Origin of the sequence: Mesorhizobium sp. M1A.T.Ca.IN.004.03.1.1, from assembly GCF_003997555.1 — a bacterium.
GTDB lineage: Bacteria > Pseudomonadota > Alphaproteobacteria > Rhizobiales > Rhizobiaceae > Mesorhizobium.
This window is the reverse complement of the sequence record NZ_RZTV01000005.1, coordinates 346,573-360,796: the sequence shown is the minus strand read 5'-3', so window position 1 is coordinate 360,796 and position 14,224 is coordinate 346,573. Positions and strand designations below refer to the sequence as shown.

Annotated in this window: 16 protein-coding genes; 10 read left to right on the top strand and 6 right to left on the bottom strand. The window is 65.3% G+C overall.

Features of this window, described 5'->3' with window-relative positions:
* Nucleotides 1–178 precede the first annotated feature (178 nt).
* The 4 genes from EOD29_RS18880 (at nucleotide 179) to EOD29_RS18865 (ending at nucleotide 3,389) form a co-directional block, all read left to right on the top strand.
* Complete coding sequence (locus tag EOD29_RS18880; protein ID WP_067324604.1) at nucleotides 179–517, top strand: hypothetical protein; 339 nt, start codon at nucleotides 179–181, stop codon at nucleotides 515–517.
* 16 nt (nucleotides 518–533) lie between these two features.
* Complete coding sequence (locus tag EOD29_RS18875; RefSeq protein ID WP_067323413.1) at nucleotides 534–1,235, top strand: phosphatase PAP2 family protein; 702 nt, start codon at nucleotides 534–536, stop codon at nucleotides 1,233–1,235.
* Nucleotides 1,236–1,329: 94 nt separating this feature from the next.
* On the top strand, nucleotides 1,330–1,599 hold the full coding sequence (locus tag EOD29_RS18870; RefSeq protein WP_067323416.1) for a helix-turn-helix transcriptional regulator: 270 nt from the start codon (nucleotides 1,330–1,332) through the stop codon (nucleotides 1,597–1,599).
* 80 nt (nucleotides 1,600–1,679) lie between these two features.
* Nucleotides 1,680–3,389 (top strand): SulP family inorganic anion transporter, encoded by a 1,710-nt coding sequence (locus EOD29_RS18865; protein WP_127247434.1) that lies wholly within the window; start codon nucleotides 1,680–1,682, stop codon nucleotides 3,387–3,389.
* Between the two features lie 14 nt (nucleotides 3,390–3,403).
* Here EOD29_RS18865 and EOD29_RS18860 read toward each other — a convergent pair whose 3' ends face one another.
* Entirely contained in the window at nucleotides 3,404–4,333 is a 930-nt protein-coding gene (locus EOD29_RS18860; protein ID WP_127247433.1) for a DMT family transporter, read from the bottom strand.
* A gap of 106 nt (nucleotides 4,334–4,439) precedes the next feature.
* Nucleotides 4,440–5,300 carry an ATP/GTP-binding protein gene (locus EOD29_RS18855; RefSeq protein WP_067323425.1) on the bottom strand — a complete coding sequence of 287 codons (861 nt, stop codon included), beginning with the start codon at nucleotides 5,298–5,300 and terminating at the stop codon, nucleotides 4,440–4,442.
* Nucleotides 5,301–5,412: 112 nt separating this feature from the next.
* On the opposite strand from EOD29_RS18855, the gene EOD29_RS18850 reads away from it, so the two are divergent.
* A complete protein-coding gene (locus EOD29_RS18850; protein ID WP_127247432.1) occupies nucleotides 5,413–6,207 on the top strand; it encodes a helix-turn-helix transcriptional regulator in 795 nt (264 codons plus the stop codon).
* A 3-nt stretch (nucleotides 6,208–6,210) separates the two neighbouring features.
* Here EOD29_RS18850 and EOD29_RS18845 read toward each other — a convergent pair whose 3' ends face one another.
* Entirely contained in the window at nucleotides 6,211–7,149 is a 939-nt protein-coding gene (locus EOD29_RS18845; RefSeq protein ID WP_127247431.1) for a CHAD domain-containing protein, read from the bottom strand.
* A complete protein-coding gene (locus EOD29_RS18840) occupies nucleotides 7,146–7,619 on the bottom strand; it encodes a CYTH domain-containing protein (RefSeq protein WP_067323434.1) in 474 nt (157 codons plus the stop codon). Before EOD29_RS18840 ends, EOD29_RS18845 begins: the two co-directional genes overlap by 4 nt.
* Before the next feature lie 90 nt (nucleotides 7,620–7,709).
* Here EOD29_RS18840 and EOD29_RS18835 point away from each other — a divergent pair, with 90 nt between their 5' ends.
* Genes EOD29_RS18835 through EOD29_RS18820 form a run of 4 tightly spaced genes read left to right on the top strand, consistent with a single transcriptional unit; the run spans nucleotide 7,710 to nucleotide 11,426 of the window.
* The gene (locus EOD29_RS18835; RefSeq protein WP_127247430.1) at nucleotides 7,710–8,414 is read left to right on the top strand and encodes a DUF1956 domain-containing protein; all 705 of its coding nucleotides are present in this window, start codon (nucleotides 7,710–7,712) and stop codon (nucleotides 8,412–8,414) included.
* The gene (locus EOD29_RS18830) at nucleotides 8,411–9,364 is read left to right on the top strand and encodes an HlyD family efflux transporter periplasmic adaptor subunit (protein ID WP_127247429.1); all 954 of its coding nucleotides are present in this window, start codon (nucleotides 8,411–8,413) and stop codon (nucleotides 9,362–9,364) included. The genes EOD29_RS18835 and EOD29_RS18830 overlap by 4 nt, the downstream gene beginning before the upstream one ends.
* Entirely contained in the window at nucleotides 9,361–10,281 is a 921-nt protein-coding gene (locus EOD29_RS18825) for an ABC transporter ATP-binding protein (RefSeq protein ID WP_127247428.1), read from the top strand. The genes EOD29_RS18830 and EOD29_RS18825 overlap by 4 nt, the downstream gene beginning before the upstream one ends.
* 8 nt (nucleotides 10,282–10,289) lie before the next feature.
* Nucleotides 10,290–11,426 (top strand): ABC transporter permease, encoded by a 1,137-nt coding sequence (locus EOD29_RS18820; protein WP_127247536.1) that lies wholly within the window; start codon nucleotides 10,290–10,292, stop codon nucleotides 11,424–11,426.
* A 15-nt stretch (nucleotides 11,427–11,441) separates the two neighbouring features.
* On the opposite strand, the gene EOD29_RS18815 is transcribed toward EOD29_RS18820, so the two are convergent.
* Together EOD29_RS18815 and EOD29_RS18810 are read right to left on the bottom strand one after the other, a co-directional pair.
* The gene (locus tag EOD29_RS18815) at nucleotides 11,442–12,419 is read right to left on the bottom strand and encodes a threonine/serine dehydratase (protein WP_127247427.1); all 978 of its coding nucleotides are present in this window, start codon (nucleotides 12,417–12,419) and stop codon (nucleotides 11,442–11,444) included.
* 313 nt (nucleotides 12,420–12,732) lie between these two features.
* Nucleotides 12,733–13,056, bottom strand: a complete 324-nt coding sequence (locus EOD29_RS18810; RefSeq protein WP_067003166.1) for a hypothetical protein — start codon at nucleotides 13,054–13,056, stop codon at nucleotides 12,733–12,735.
* Between the two features lie 176 nt (nucleotides 13,057–13,232).
* Here EOD29_RS18810 and mbfA point away from each other — a divergent pair, with 176 nt between their 5' ends.
* Entirely contained in the window at nucleotides 13,233–14,216 is a 984-nt protein-coding gene (mbfA, locus tag EOD29_RS18805; protein WP_067003167.1) for an iron exporter MbfA, read from the top strand.
* Nucleotides 14,217–14,224 lie beyond the last annotated feature (8 nt).

The following is a 14,224-nucleotide window of genomic DNA, read 5'->3' as shown; positions in this document are numbered from 1 at the left end:
CTCCCGAGCGCGCTCGGCGCAAGGACGCCAACCATGGCTGCGGGGCTTGCCTTGCGAGATTCCGCCTTCGATCCCGTCGCAGCGTAGCTTGCCCGACGCCATCAGCTTGACGGCTTCGCGCGCTTCGGAAACAAAAGCGGCGAGCGGCGCGGCGAAGGCCGCTTCGGGAGGGATGAACGTGAGTCTCTGGGGACTGGCGCAGCTTGGCGTTTCGACTGTGATTTTCCTGCTGGCCGCGATGGCGGCCAAACAATGGGGATTGGCGCCGAGTCTCGGCAAGATCGTGCTGACGCTGGCGCTCTATTCCGCCGGCAATCTGATCATGCTCAGGCTGATCCGCGAATTCGGCATGTCGGTGTCGTTCAGCCTGTCGGCAGTGATCCAGCTGGTCTCAGTCAATATCGTGGCGCTGGTCTTCTTTGGAGAGCGCCTCAACACTTTCCAAGCGACAGGCGTCGTGCTGGCGATCGCGGCCGTCGCGCTGATCACGCTCGGACCCTATATGCAGCGGCTGTAATTGGAGCAGGCCCGGCATGAAATCGACCGCCAAGGCGCTGCTCAACAGAATAGAATTCCCGGTGCTTGCGGCTGGGCTGGCCATCGCCTGCGGGCTATGGGGCCTGGTGGAACTCATGGGCGTGGCGCGCGCCACGACTCCGCATGCGTTGGACACGGAAATCCTGCTCGCCTTCCGCCATGCCGGGCAGCCGGACAGCCCGATCGGTCCGCTTTGGCTGCAAGGCGCGGTGCGCGATATCACCGCGCTCGGCAGCACCAGCGTGCTGGTGCTGATCACGACTGCGGTGATCGTCTATTTTCTGCTGATGCGCCGACCGGCGACCGCACTGTTCGTGTTCGTTTCGGTGGCGGGCGGTCAGGCGGCGTCCAGCCTGCTCAAGTTCGAGGTCGACCGGCCCCGCCCCGATCTCGTCTCGCATCTCGTCAACGAGACCTCGCTCTCCTTTCCGAGCGGCCATGCGATGCTGTCGGCGGTGACCTATCTCACGCTGGGCTCGCTCGCCGCGCGTTTCCTACCGAACCGCAGGACGAAGATCTTCGTGCTCGGCCTCGCCGTGCTCACCACGGTGCTGGTCGGAACCAGCCGCGTCTATCTCGGCGTGCATTGGCCGTCCGACGTGCTTGCCGGCTGGTGCGCCGGCTTTGCCTGGGCCATGTTGTGCTGGCTTGCAGCGCGCCTGCTGCAGCGGCGCAAAGTGGTGGCGGACAGCGAATGAGTACTCATGTTTCAACTGTTTGTTATGATGCTTGAAACATCATGATCTTTGGATTATCCATTGATACTGCAGACTCAGACAGGGGTTCTGGCCGATGATCACTGCCGCGCAGATGCGCGCCGCGAGGGCGTTGGCCGGTATCGACCAGAAAACGCTCGCCGAGCGCGCCGGGGTTTCGCTTCCGACCATCCAACGCATGGAAGCGAGTGAAGGTGTCGTCAGAGGCGTGGTCGATACGCTGATGAAGGTCATCCAGGGACTCGACGAGGCCGGGGTGGAGCTGATCGGCGAGAACCAGGCCAGCGAGCGCGGCGGCAGGGGCGTGCGTCTCAAGCCTGCCACGCCGCAGAACTCCCAAGGCTGAGCCGCACAAGAAAGTCGCGACGGCGACCGCCGACAGCCCTGCCGACGATCCCGCCGCCCTTACGGAGCGGAAGGCAGTCCATGGATCAGGTCCGGCGGTCAATCCACCCCCAGGCGCGGCCGTCCTTTGCCGAGCTGTTCACGCCCAAGCTGGTCACGGTGCTGCGCGAAGGCTACACGCTGGCGCATTTCAGGGCTGACGCCGTCGCGGGGTTGACGGTGGCCATCGTGGCGCTGCCGTTGTGCATGGCGATCGCCATCGCGTCCGGCGTGACGCCGGAGCGAGGCCTCTACACCTCGATCGTTGGCGGCTTCATCATCTCCGCGCTTGGCGGCAGCCGCTTCCAGGTCGGCGGTCCGGCCGGCGCCTTCATCGTGCTGGTAGCGGCGACGGTGGCGCGCGTCGGCGTCGACGGGCTGCTGCTCGCAACGATGATGGCGGGCGTCTTCCTGCTCGCCATCGGCTACCTCAGGCTTGGCACCTACATCAAGTTCATTCCCTATCCCGTGACCGTCGGCTTTACCGCCGGGATCGCGGTCATCATCTTCTCCGGGCAGATCGTCGAACTGCTCGGGCTGAAACTCGGCGGCAAGGAGCCCGGGCCGCTGGTGCCGAAGCTGACCGTGATCGGCGAGGCGATCGGCACGATCAGTCCGGCCGCGACCTTCGTGGCGATGCTGACTGTCCTAACCATTGTCTTTTTGCGGCGCTGGCAGCCGAGATGGCCCGCGATGCTGATCGCCATCGGCGTCGCCTCGCTGGTCGTGGCGCTGTTCGCCCTGCCTGCGGAAACGATCGGCACGAGGTATGGCGGCATCCCGCGGAACCTGCAATGGCCAGCCCTGCCGCCGGTCAGCTTGGAGAAGATGATCCACGTGCTGCCGGACGCGATCGCCTTCGCGCTGCTCGGAGCGATCGAGTCGCTGCTCTCGGCCGTGGTCGCAGACGGCATGAGCGGAAGGCGGCACCGCTCCAATTGCGAACTGGTGGCGCAAGGCTTCGCCAACATCGCGTCAGCCTTGTTCGGCGGCATATGTGCCACCGGCACGATCGCTCGCACGGCCACCAACGTGAGGGCCGGCGCGCATGGCCCCGTCTCCGGCATGCTGCATTCGGCGATCCTGCTTGTCCTGATGCTGGCGGCGGCGCCCTTGGCCAGCTACATCCCGCTCGCCGCATTGGCCGGCGTACTCGCCGTCGTGTGCTGGAACATGTTCGAGAAGCAGGCTTTCCTCACGCTGCTCAGAGCCTCGCGTGGCGACGCGCTGGTGCTGATGGCGACGTTCCTGATCGTCATCTTCCGCGATCTGACGGAAGGCATCGTCGTCGGCTTCGCGCTCGGGTCGATCCTGTTCATCGATCGCATGGCCAAGTCCATCGCCGTCGAGGCCGATCTGCCGCTGGTGCCGGAGGACGTCGCCGATCGCGCCGCCACTTATGATTCAAGCCAGGCGGCCGACGCCGATACCGTCATCTATCGAATCTCCGGGGCCTTCTTCTTCGGTGCCGCCTCGACCGTCGGCGCCGTGCTCGACCGCATCGCAGACCAGCGCAAGAATTTCATCCTCGATTGCTCGGCGGTGCCGTTCCTCGACTCGACGGCGGCAAACGTCCTCGAGGGCGCCGCGCACAAGGCCGGACGCGCCGGCGTGCGCTTCATCATCGCGGGTGCCGCGCCGCAGACAAGGCGCATGCTGATCAACCACGGCCTCAAGCGGCCGCTGGTCACCTATGCCGCCTCGATTCGCGACGCGCGGGCGCAGCTGAAAGCACAATCGCAGTCCGCGTAGAGCGACATGTTCTCTCAAACTGCCGCTTCGATCGGCTCGGCAAGTTTCGGGTTGGCGCGCGCCGCGATCAGGCAGCCGGCGACGATCAGGCAAGCCCCGGTCAGCGTGGTCCAGGCCACCTCCTCGCCGAAGAAGAACCAGCCGAGCGCGATCGCCCACATGAAGGCCGAGTATTCCGTCGGGATGAGATATTGCGCTTCGGCGCGGGCGTAGGCCCAACTCATCAGGAATTGGCCGGCAAGCGACAGCATCGCCACCCCGACCAGGTGAAGCCACAGGTCACTCGGCAGCGCGACGGCGAGCCACGGCGCGGCGAGACCAAGGATGACCGCGATGCAGAGGTTCTGGAACAGCATGATCTCGACCGGCTTGGCCAACAGCGCCTGCCGCCGCGCGAGGATCAGATTGTAGCCATAGAACACAGTCGATACGAGCACCGCGGCCGTGCCCAGGAGCGCATCCTGCGAGTGGCCGGCCTGCCCGAACTGGCCGGCCAGAATGATCGCGACGCCGGCGATGCCGGCCAGCGACGCCCACACCGCCTGGCGCCGGATTCTCTCGCCCAGCAACAAGGCTGCGAGAAAAAGCGCAAACAGGGGCGCGACAAAGCTGAGCCCGATCGCCTCGGCGAGCGGCAATCTGGCGAGACCCCAAAAGAACGAAACCAGGACGATGCCGACGACCGCGGCGCGCAGCGCATGCAGCCCCAGCACCGGAAGAGCCGGCTTCGAGCGCGGCCCCGCCGACCAGGCGGCGCCCGCGATCAAGGTCGAGACTAGGCTGCGCCACAGCACGGTGTTGTACACACCGACCGCGATGACCAGGGACTTCATCGCCGCGTCCATCCCGGACAAAAGGAAGATCGCCAGTGCGCATACGAGCACCGGGATCATTGGCGACACGGCGGCGCCGGTCAGGCTGGATGTCTTCACGGCTTGGCCCATGTGACGGTTGCTGCCGGATATCCCGGAGCGAGCGGCTGAACCAGATGGCAGCCCCGTCGATATGGCGGTCCAGCCCCGATCGACCTCGTTCCCGCCGCAATCGTCCTCAGTCGAGCTTCAGCGCCGCGACCGCGCCTTCGTTCATCAGCGGAACATAGATGGTCGAGTTGCCGTCGGTGCCGATATCGGCGCTGCCCGGCTTGAAAGTGGCGATCGCTTCCGGCGCGCCGCCGCCCTTGTAGCGATAGAGCGTGCCGGTCATGTAGGCGGTGGCATAGATCGTGTCGCCGATGGCGATGACGCCGTCGAGGTCGGCAAAGTTTTGCGCGCCCGGCAGCGGCGTCACCTTCTTGCTGGCGAGGTCGACGGCCAGCAGGCCGCCCGGCGCCGCCGTGCTGAAATCGGGCTTGATGCCCCTGCCCCAGGACGCGACGATCAGCCGGTCGCCATCGGCGAAGACGCCATTGGGCGAGGCGAGCAGCGCATCCTTGATGAACAGCTCCGGTTTGTCGCCGTCGATACGGTAGATCGTGTCGGCGAGCATATCCGTGACATAGACCTTGCCCGAGGCATCGGCGGTCATATCGTTGAGGAAGACGGCGCCGGGCACATCGATGGTAGAGACCAGCTTGCCGCTGGCGAGGTCGACGACGCGCACCTTGGTGATGTCGGCGGCGTAGAGCTTGCCGCCGGCAATCGCCATGCCCTTGGGCGCGTCCATGCCGTCCACCCAATGGCGGCTGATGACCTTGCCGTCCAGCGACAGCAGCGACAAATAGCCGTTGCCATCAGCTTCGCCCGGATTGCCGACGATGTTGGAGACGACGATGCGCTTGTTGGCGGCATCGACCAGCGCCGATTCCGGCTGCTCGAAGCCGCCGGCGCGCCAGATCTCGCCGGCCTCGGCGGTGGCAGCCGTTGCGATGCCGGCGATGGCGAGAAAGGTCGAAGCGATGAGGTTTTTCATGGTGCTCTCCTGTGTTGATGGCCAAGAGCTAGGTTTTTCGATACTTTTCCGGAAGCCAGTTCGAGCGTAGTATCGAGGAGCGATACGAATTCGCGCAAACGAGGTGCATTCCATGAACGGGCCGATCTTCGAGGCGCTGAAACGGACATTGAAGGCCAAGGGCCTGACCTACCGGGCGCTGGCCGAGCGCATGGGCGTTTCCGAGCCGACAGTGAAGCGCATCTTCCATGAGCGCAACTGCAAGCTCGATCGGCTGATACAAATCTGCGCCGCTGCGGACGTGGAACTGGAGAATGTGCTGGGCTCGATGAACCGGGGACCGGGACCGGCCAACCACGTCGCGCCGGAGATCGAGCGGAAGCTCGCCGCGCGGCCGGCGCTGCTCTTCGTCTTCATCATGCTGTCCGAAAAATTCACGCCAGAAGGCATCATGCGCTCACAGGGTCTCAGCGAAGCATCTATGTTCCTCTACCTGCGCGACCTGGAAGAGCTTGGGCTGGTGGCGCTCGGGCGCGGCCTGTCGGCAAGATTGCTGGTCGAGACACCGATCCAGTGGGATTTCGAGGGTCCGCTGCGGCCGCATTTCGAGACGACCAACAAGAATTTTGTCGGCTGGGCGATAACCCATCTGGAACGCGAAGCGACCTTCGTCAGCTTCTCGCGGCGCATGCGGCCGGAAACGGCGGAGATGGTGCGGCGCGAGGCGGAGGACTTGGCGGAGCGTGCCAGGCTGCTTGCCCATCACGACCAGCACACCACGCCGGAAGAGCAGCTCATCGGCTACAAATGGACCTTCGCCTTCGGCGCGACGCCGTTTCCGGCGATCATGCCGATCGGGCCGCATCCGCGCGATGCCGGCGCTCGGACGGATGCCGACGCGAAAGCAAGGCGGCCGCTGCCGGCATAGGCGTCAGGCCGCGACCGGGCCGGCTTCCTCATGCGGCGGCGCGAGGTCGTCGCGAGCCTTGCGCGCGAGCTTTCTGGCCGACCGCTTGGGGCTGTCGCCGAACAATTCGGCGGCATCGGCAAGACAGGTCTTGCTGAGGCTTTTTTCCGCACGCTTCAAGAGCTTGCGCAGAAGTCTGGTGTCTTCGGGCGGACCGAGCGGCTCGCCAGCGGCGACGAGCAGCGCGCGCATGACGAAGACGTCATGCAGCTCGCCCAGCCGTTCGCCAAGCTTGTCAACCGCCTTGCGGCGCGCCTTGATCGGCGCCGGCCACAGGCGGCCGAGCAGCGACAGATGCATCGAATGCGTCTTGCACGCCTTGCGCAGGTCGTGAAAGTCATCGGCCTCGCCGCGCGAGATCGCCTTATCCAGCGCCTTTTTCGCCCGCCGCAAGGCGGCGCGGGCGCCTTCGGCCAGTATGTCGGCCGCCTGCTCGGGCTGATCGGGGAGCGACAGCCTGTCGATACGCTCCAGCCCTTCCCGGCAGGCAGCGACCGCGGCGTTTATGGCAGCGTCGAGACCGGGGCCGGCATGGAGCTCGTGCTGGCGCAGCACCAGCCGCTCGCGGACGGGATCGAGCCCGCCGGCCGCGGTTTCATCCGGAAAAGCGGAGCCCAGACGGTCGACGGTCTCGATGAGAGCGGTCGCCTCGCGCGGGCCGGCAAGCAGCGCCGACACCTGCTTGTAGCATTCGTTCTCGGTCTGGCAGAACGGTTCGTCTCCGGAACGAACCAGGCGCAACAAGGCGCGCACGCCCTTAAGCCGCTTACGGCACTTGTGCAATCCCTGCTCCGGCTTGTCGCGCGCCGTCTCGAGTTGGCCAAGCGCCTTGCCGATCTCGTCAGCCAATATGCGCCTGACCTCGCCGGTCAGCGGCAAGCGCGGATCGATGCGAAAGCTCATGCGGCTATCTCCGGAATCCCGCCGAGGGCCAGCGACGCGTTGTAAAACCTCGACTCACCGGTGACCTCGCGACCGAGCCAGTCGGGCAGCATTTCGTCAGGCACGTCCTCCGGCGTCTCCAACTCCGCGACCACCAGCCCCGAGAGCACTCCGCCGAACACATCGACTTCATAGAGATAGCCGCGGTGCCTAACATGGTGACGTGTCTTCTCGATGACACGCCCGATCGCGAAGGCCATCAATTCCTCGGCCTCGGCGAGCGGGATCGGATATTCGAATTCGTCGCGCTCGCGCGCCTTGTTGCCGAACTTCAGCGTCAGCGCGGCGGAGCCTCCGTCGCTGATGCGTACGCGAACCGTGCGTCCAGGCTGCGCGGCGACGTAGAACTGACGAATGCGGATATGCGCCTCGACCAGGCTGCGCCAGGCGGGATCAGCGACCAGGAACTTGCGCTCGACTTCCTTGCCCATGGCCGCGCACTAAAGCCCGCCCGCAGGAAGATGGCAAGCCGCGTTGGAATTCAATTTGACTTTAATCAATCGATTGATTAAATTGGTGCAATGAGCAAACAAACGAACGCCAAAGGGCCGCAACGCGAAGCCTCTCCCGCCGATCAAACGCGCGCGGCGCTGGTGCAGGCCGCGCTGAAGCTGTTCGGCCGGCAGGGCTTCGACGGCACCTCGACGCGCGAGATCGCGGCCGAGGCCAAGGCCAATATCGGCTCGATCGCCTATCATTTCGGCGGCAAGGAGGGGCTGCGCGCCGCCGCCGCCGACTTCATCGTCGAGACCATCCAGGGGATCGCCGGCCAGGCGCTCGGCGCACCCCAGCCGGCGGCCCCTTCGAGCCCGGAAGCCGCCCGGGCGCAGCTCTTGGCCGCGCTGGCGCGGATGGTCGGCTTTGTCGTGGCAAGTCCCCAGGCCGGCGAGATCGTACAATTCGTACTGCGCGAGCTCTCGCACCCGACGGCGGCGCTCGACCGCATTTATGCCGGCGTGTTCGAACCGACGCATCGCCGGCTGTGCCAGATCTGGGAGCAGGCGACCGGCGAACCGGCCGAGAGCGAGGCCACCAGGCTCACCGTGTTCACCATCATCGGGCAGGTCATCTATTTCCGCATCGGACGCGAGGCGGTGATGCGCAGGATGGGCTGGCGCGAGATCGGCGACAAGGAGGCCGCCAAGGTCGTGGCGGTCGCGACCGACAACCTCAGGGCAATGCTTGCGGCGCGCGACGCAGCCGCCGGCAGGAAGGTCAAATCATGAGCTTAATCTGTTCGCTGCCGCTCGCGGCCCAGCTGTTCGGCGCCTGCGCGCCGGCCGCCCCGCTTGCCGTCGGCTATGTCGAAGGCGAATATGTGCTGCTGGCGCCGATCGAAGTCGCGCAGGTCGAGACCGTGACGGTCAAGCGCGGCGACCGTGTCGAGTCGGGCGCGCCGGTGGTGACGCTGGAAAGCGCCGATGCCAAGATCGCCGTGGCGCAAGCCCAGGCCGCGCTCGCCCAAGCGCAGGCGCAGCTTGCCGACCTCAAGGTGGGCAAGCGGCCGGAAGAGATCGCCGTGCTCAGGGCGCAGGTGGACATGGCGAAGGCGCAGGCTGCCGACGCCAAACGCAAATATGACCGCGCCAGCGATCTCTACAAGCGCGGCACCGGCACCCAGGCCGATTACGACACGGCCTCGGCTTCGCTGGAGACCGCCAACGCGCAGGTCGGCCAGGCGGAGGCGAACCTTGCCGTCGGCGGCCTGCCGGCGCGGGCCGAAACGATCAGAGCTGCCGAGAACCAGGTCAAGCAGGCGCAATCGGAATTGGGGCAGGCCGAGTGGCGCCTGTCCAAGCGCGTGCTGGCGGCGCCTTCGCCCGGCCGCATCGACGACGTGATCCGCAATCCCGGCGATACGGCCGGACCGACCGCGCCGGTGATCTCGATGCTGCCCGACGGCGCGGTAAAACTCAGCGTCTATGTGCCGGAGACGGCCTTCTCCTCGGTCAAGGTCGGCACCCTGCTCAGCGTCCGTTGCGACGGCTGCGGGCCGGATTTGAAGGCACGCGTCAGTTATGTGTCGCCCGATCCCGAGTTCACCCCGCCGGTGATCTACTCGCTCGAGAACCGGCAGAAGCTGGTCTATCTCGTCGAGGCGCGGCCGGAGGGCGATGCCCATCCGCTGCAGCCCGGCCAGATCGTCGATGTCGACCTGGCGGATATTGACAGATGAACGTCATCGACGTCCGTGGGTTGGTCAAGCGCTTCGGCGACAAGACCGTCGTCGACCATGTCACGATGACGGTCGCCGAGGGCGAGATCGTCGGTTTCCTCGGGCCGAACGGCTCGGGCAAGACGACGACCATCCGCATCATGTGCGGGCTTTTGACGCCGGATGCGGGCGAGGGCACGGTGCTCGGCTTCGACATCCTTACCGACGCGCTCAAGATCAAACGCGAAGTCGGGTACATGACGCAGAAATTCTCGTTCTACGAGGATCTGACGATCGGCGAGAATCTCGAATTCGTGGCGCGGCTCTACCAGCTGAAGCCGGTCGAGGAGTATGTCTCGCAAACGCTGCAGGAACTCGGCCTGACGACGCGCCGCAACCAGCTCGCCGGCACGCTTTCCGGCGGCTGGAAGCAGCGGCTGGCACTCGCTGCCTGCATCATGCACAAGCCGAAGCTGCTGCTGCTCGACGAGCCGACGGCTGGCGTCGACCCGAAGGCACGGCGCGAGTTCTGGGACGAGATCCACCGCCTGGCCAGCGGCGGGCTCACCGTGCTGGTCTCCACCCATTACATGGACGAGGCCGAGCGCTGCCACCGCATCAGCTACATCTCCTACGGCAAGATGCTGGCCACCGGCACCGTGGACGAGGTGGTGAGGAATGCCGGCCTTACCACCTTCGTGCTGCAGGGACCGCGGCTCGACCGCGTGGCCGAGGCGCTGCAGGGGCGTCCGGGCGTCGACCAGGTGGCGCCGTTCGGCGCCACGCTGCATGTCGTCGGCTCCGACAAGGCAGCCCTCGAAAAGGCGCTCGCCGATGTCGAGAAGGAGCACAAAGGGGTGACTGTGGCGCCGGGCGAGACCAGCCTGGAAGATGTCTTCATCCAGTTCATGTCCGGCTCGAAGGACAACATGGCATGAGAGATGGCGTGAGAGCGATCTTTTCCTTCTTGAGACTCGGCGCGCTGCTGGTCAAGGAATTCATCCAGATGCGGCGCGACCGCATCACCTTCGCCATGATGCTGGGCGTGCCGCTGATCCAGCTGGTGCTGTTCGGCTATGCCATCAACAACGACCCGAAGAGCCTGCCGGCAGCACTCGTCGCGACCAGCAGCGATCCCTACACGCGGGCGATGGTCTCGGCGCTGCAGACCACCGGCTACTATCGCTTCGACCATGTGGCGCAAAGTGCGTCGCAAGCCGAGTTCCTGATGTCGCGCGGCGATGTCGCCTTCGTCGTCACCATCCCGGCCGATTTCGCGCGACGGGTGGAGCGCGGCGACAATCCGCAGATCCTGATCGAGGCGGACGCCACCGATCCGGCGGTGGCGAGCGGTGCCATCTCGACGCTGAGCACCGTCGCCGGCCAAGCGCTGCTGAGAGCGCAAGGCATGCAGGAAGCAGCGAAGGAGGCGGCGCGCGGCCAGCTCGATGTCGTCGTGCACCGGCGCTACAATCCGGAAGGCATCTCGCAATACAACATCGTTCCCGGCCTGCTCGGCGTCATCCTGCAGATGACCATGGTGATGATGACCTCGATCGCGCTGACGCGCGAGACCGAGCGCGGCACGATGGAAAACCTTTTGGCCATGCCGTCCAGCCCGCTCGAGATCATGCTGGGCAAGGTGCTGCCTTACCTGGTGGTCGGCGCGGTGCAGGTGGTGGTGGTGCTGGCAGCGGCGAAGCTCCTGTTTTCCATTCCCTTCATGGGATCGCTGTCGCTCCTGCTCTCGGCGGTGCTGGTTTTCGTGCTGGCGCTGGTGCTGCTTGGCTATACGATTTCGACGATCGCGCGCACGCAGATGCAGGCGCTGCAGCTCACCTTCTTCTTCTTCCTGCCCTCGATCATGCTGTCGGGCTTCATGTTCCCCTATCGCGGCATGCCGGGCTGGGCCCAGATCCTTGGCGAGATCTTTCCGCTGACGCATTTTTTGCGCATCACCCGCGCCGTCATGCTGAAGAGCGCGGAACTGCCGGCTGTGGCGACCGAGATCGGCTGGCTGGTGGTGTTCGTGGCGTTGTTCGCCGGCGTTGCGCTGGTGCGGTTCCGGCGGACGCTGGATTGAGCGGCGACTGGCCGATCAGGCCGCCGCCATGATCTCCGCGTAGGTGCCGAAATCGACATTGCCGCCGGAAAGCACCACCGCCACGCATTTGCCGGCGAGATCGATCTCGCCGGACGCGAGCGCCGCGAGCGCGACGCAGCCGCCGGGCTCGACCACCAGCTTCAAGCACGCCATGGCGTCGCGCATGGCTTGCGCCGTGGCCTTGTCCGAGACGGCGATGGCGCCGGCGAGGTTTTTGCGGTTGATCTCGAAGGTGATGGCACCGGGCTCGGCGGTCAGGATCGCATCGCAAATAGAGGCGTGGCCGGGTCGATTCGAGACCCGCTCACCCTTGGCGAGCGAGCGGCGCGTGTCGTCGAAATGCTCCGGCTCGACCGCCCAGATTTGAGTCCGTGCCGAAGCGTCCTTCACAGCGACGGAAATGCCGCTCGACAGACCCCCGCCGCCGCAGGGCACGACAATTGCGTCCAGGCTGACGCCCAGCGCCTTCGCCTGGCGCACCAATTCCAGCCCGATCGTGCCCTGGCCGGCAATGATGGCCGGATCGTCGAAAGGCGGCACCAGCGCCATGCCCTTTTCGATGTAGGGACGAACGATCGTCAAGCGGTCGTCGTTGAAGCGGTCGAACGGCACCACCTCGGCGCCCATCTTGCGCACATTGCCGACCTTGAGCGCCGGGGCGTCCGCCGGCATGGCAATGACCGCCCTGACGCCGAACATGGCGGCCGAAGCGGCGACGCCCTGCGCGTGATTGCCGGACGAAAAGGCGACGACGCCGCGGCTGCGCTCTTCTTCGCTCAAGCACGACAATTTGTTGTAGGCGCCGCGGATCTTGAAGGAACCGGTGCGCTGCAGCGTCTCCGGCTTGAACAGGATGCGGCCGCCATAGCGCTTGTTGAGCTCCGGCGATTCGATCAGCGGCGTTTCGACGATCAGCCCGGAAAGCCTGGCGGCAGCGGCGTGGATGTCGGAGATGCCGGGGAGGGCGGTCATGGTGGGCCTCGTGAGAATGATGCACATATGCTGCACGGAAAACGCCGCGGCGCGCCAACGAAAAAATGTGATGGAGACAATATTGGCGATGATAGCGTCGACGGCCGTCACCTTCGTCAGTCTCAGGCGGAGCAAGGAGCGAGGCGACGCGGGAATCCATGTCGTCACCTTCGCGATGCGGGCAGCCGAAGCAGAACGGACGCTCTTCGCAGGGTCCTCCAGAGCGCGCTCTCGCTTCTGCATTCCGTGATAGCGCTCGCGACATGATCCTCGGGTCAAGCCCGAGGATGACGAAGCGAAGGGCGGCCGCTGCTCACCCCAGCAGCGCGCGCGTCCGCTTCTTGCCGCCGAGCTTGCGCCAGCTGTTGAAACGATGCGTGGCGGCAGCAAAAGAGATCTTCATCTGCTGGGCGACCGTGTAGCGCGACTTGCCGTCGTCGAACATGCGGTAGCAGCATTCGACGCCTTCCTCGGTCAGCTTGCCGTCCAGCGTCTTGTTGTGCGGATTGGCGGGGTCGAATTTTTCGGCCTGCTGCTCGACCAGGCCTTTGAGCCGCTGCAGGTCGGCCTCGATGCTGGCGATGAGATCGAGAACCGGCTTTGGATCGAATGCGTGCGGGGGCTTCTTGTCCGTCATCCCGTGTTTCCTTCGTTTTTGGCTAATGCGTTCCATATAGGTGAACATTCGGCAATAATGAAGGGTGCGAGCGGAAAGCTGGATCGACGAATTCTGCCTGTCCCGCGGCGTTCGCGATTGACCCTCGGCAAACGATTCCCTAGTTTAGAATCGTTCTAAACTAGGATGATTTTCTCATGCTTTCCCGTGTTTTCGGCTTTGGCCGCCGCTCCTTCGATTCGCTGTCGGAGCAGGAAATCCTGGCGCTGGCGATTTCGTCGGAGGAGGACGACGGACGCATCTACCGGGCCTATGCCGACGGGCTGGCACAAGAGTTTCCACAATCGGCCAAGGTGTTCGAGGCCATGGCGGAGGAGGAAGACGGCCACCGCGATTCCCTCATCGAGCTTCACCGCAAGCGCTTCGGCGAGCGCATCCCGCTGATCCGGCGCGAGCATGTGCGAGGCTACTACGAACGCAAGCCCGACTGGCTGGTGCGGCCGCTCGGCATCGAGCATGTGCGCCGTCAGGCCGAGGACATGGAGCGGCAGGCTTATCGCTTCTATGTCGAGGCGGCCAAGCGCACCACCGATGCGTCGACCCGGAAGCTGCTCGACGAATTGGCGGCGGCGGAACTCGGCCACGAGAACTCCGCGCATGAACTCGAACAGGAGCACGTCCCGGGCGAGGTAAAGGAGGAGGAAGCGACAACCGAGCAGCGCCAGTTCATCCTCACCTATGTGCAGCCGGGGCTGGCCGGGCTGATGGACGGGTCGGTGTCGACCCTGGCGCCGATCTTCGCCGCCGCCTTCGCCACCCATGCAACCTTCCAGACCTTCCTCGTCGGCCTCGCCGCCTCGATCGGCGCCGGCATCTCGATGGGCTTCACCGAGGTGGCTTCCGACGACGGCAAACTTTCGGGGCGCGGCTCGCCGGTGAAGCGGGGGCTCACCGTCGGCATCATGACGACGCTGGGGGGACTCGGCCACGCGCTGCCCTATCTCATTCCCTATTTCTGGACGGCAACGATCGTTGCCGCGATCGTCGTGTTCTTCGAACTGTGGGCGATCGCCTTCATCCAGAACCGCTACATGCAGACGCCGTTCTGGCGCGCCGCCTTCCAGGTGGTGCTGGGCGGCGCGCTGGTGTTCGGAGCGGGTGTGCTGATCGGCAATGCGTGAGGGCCGAC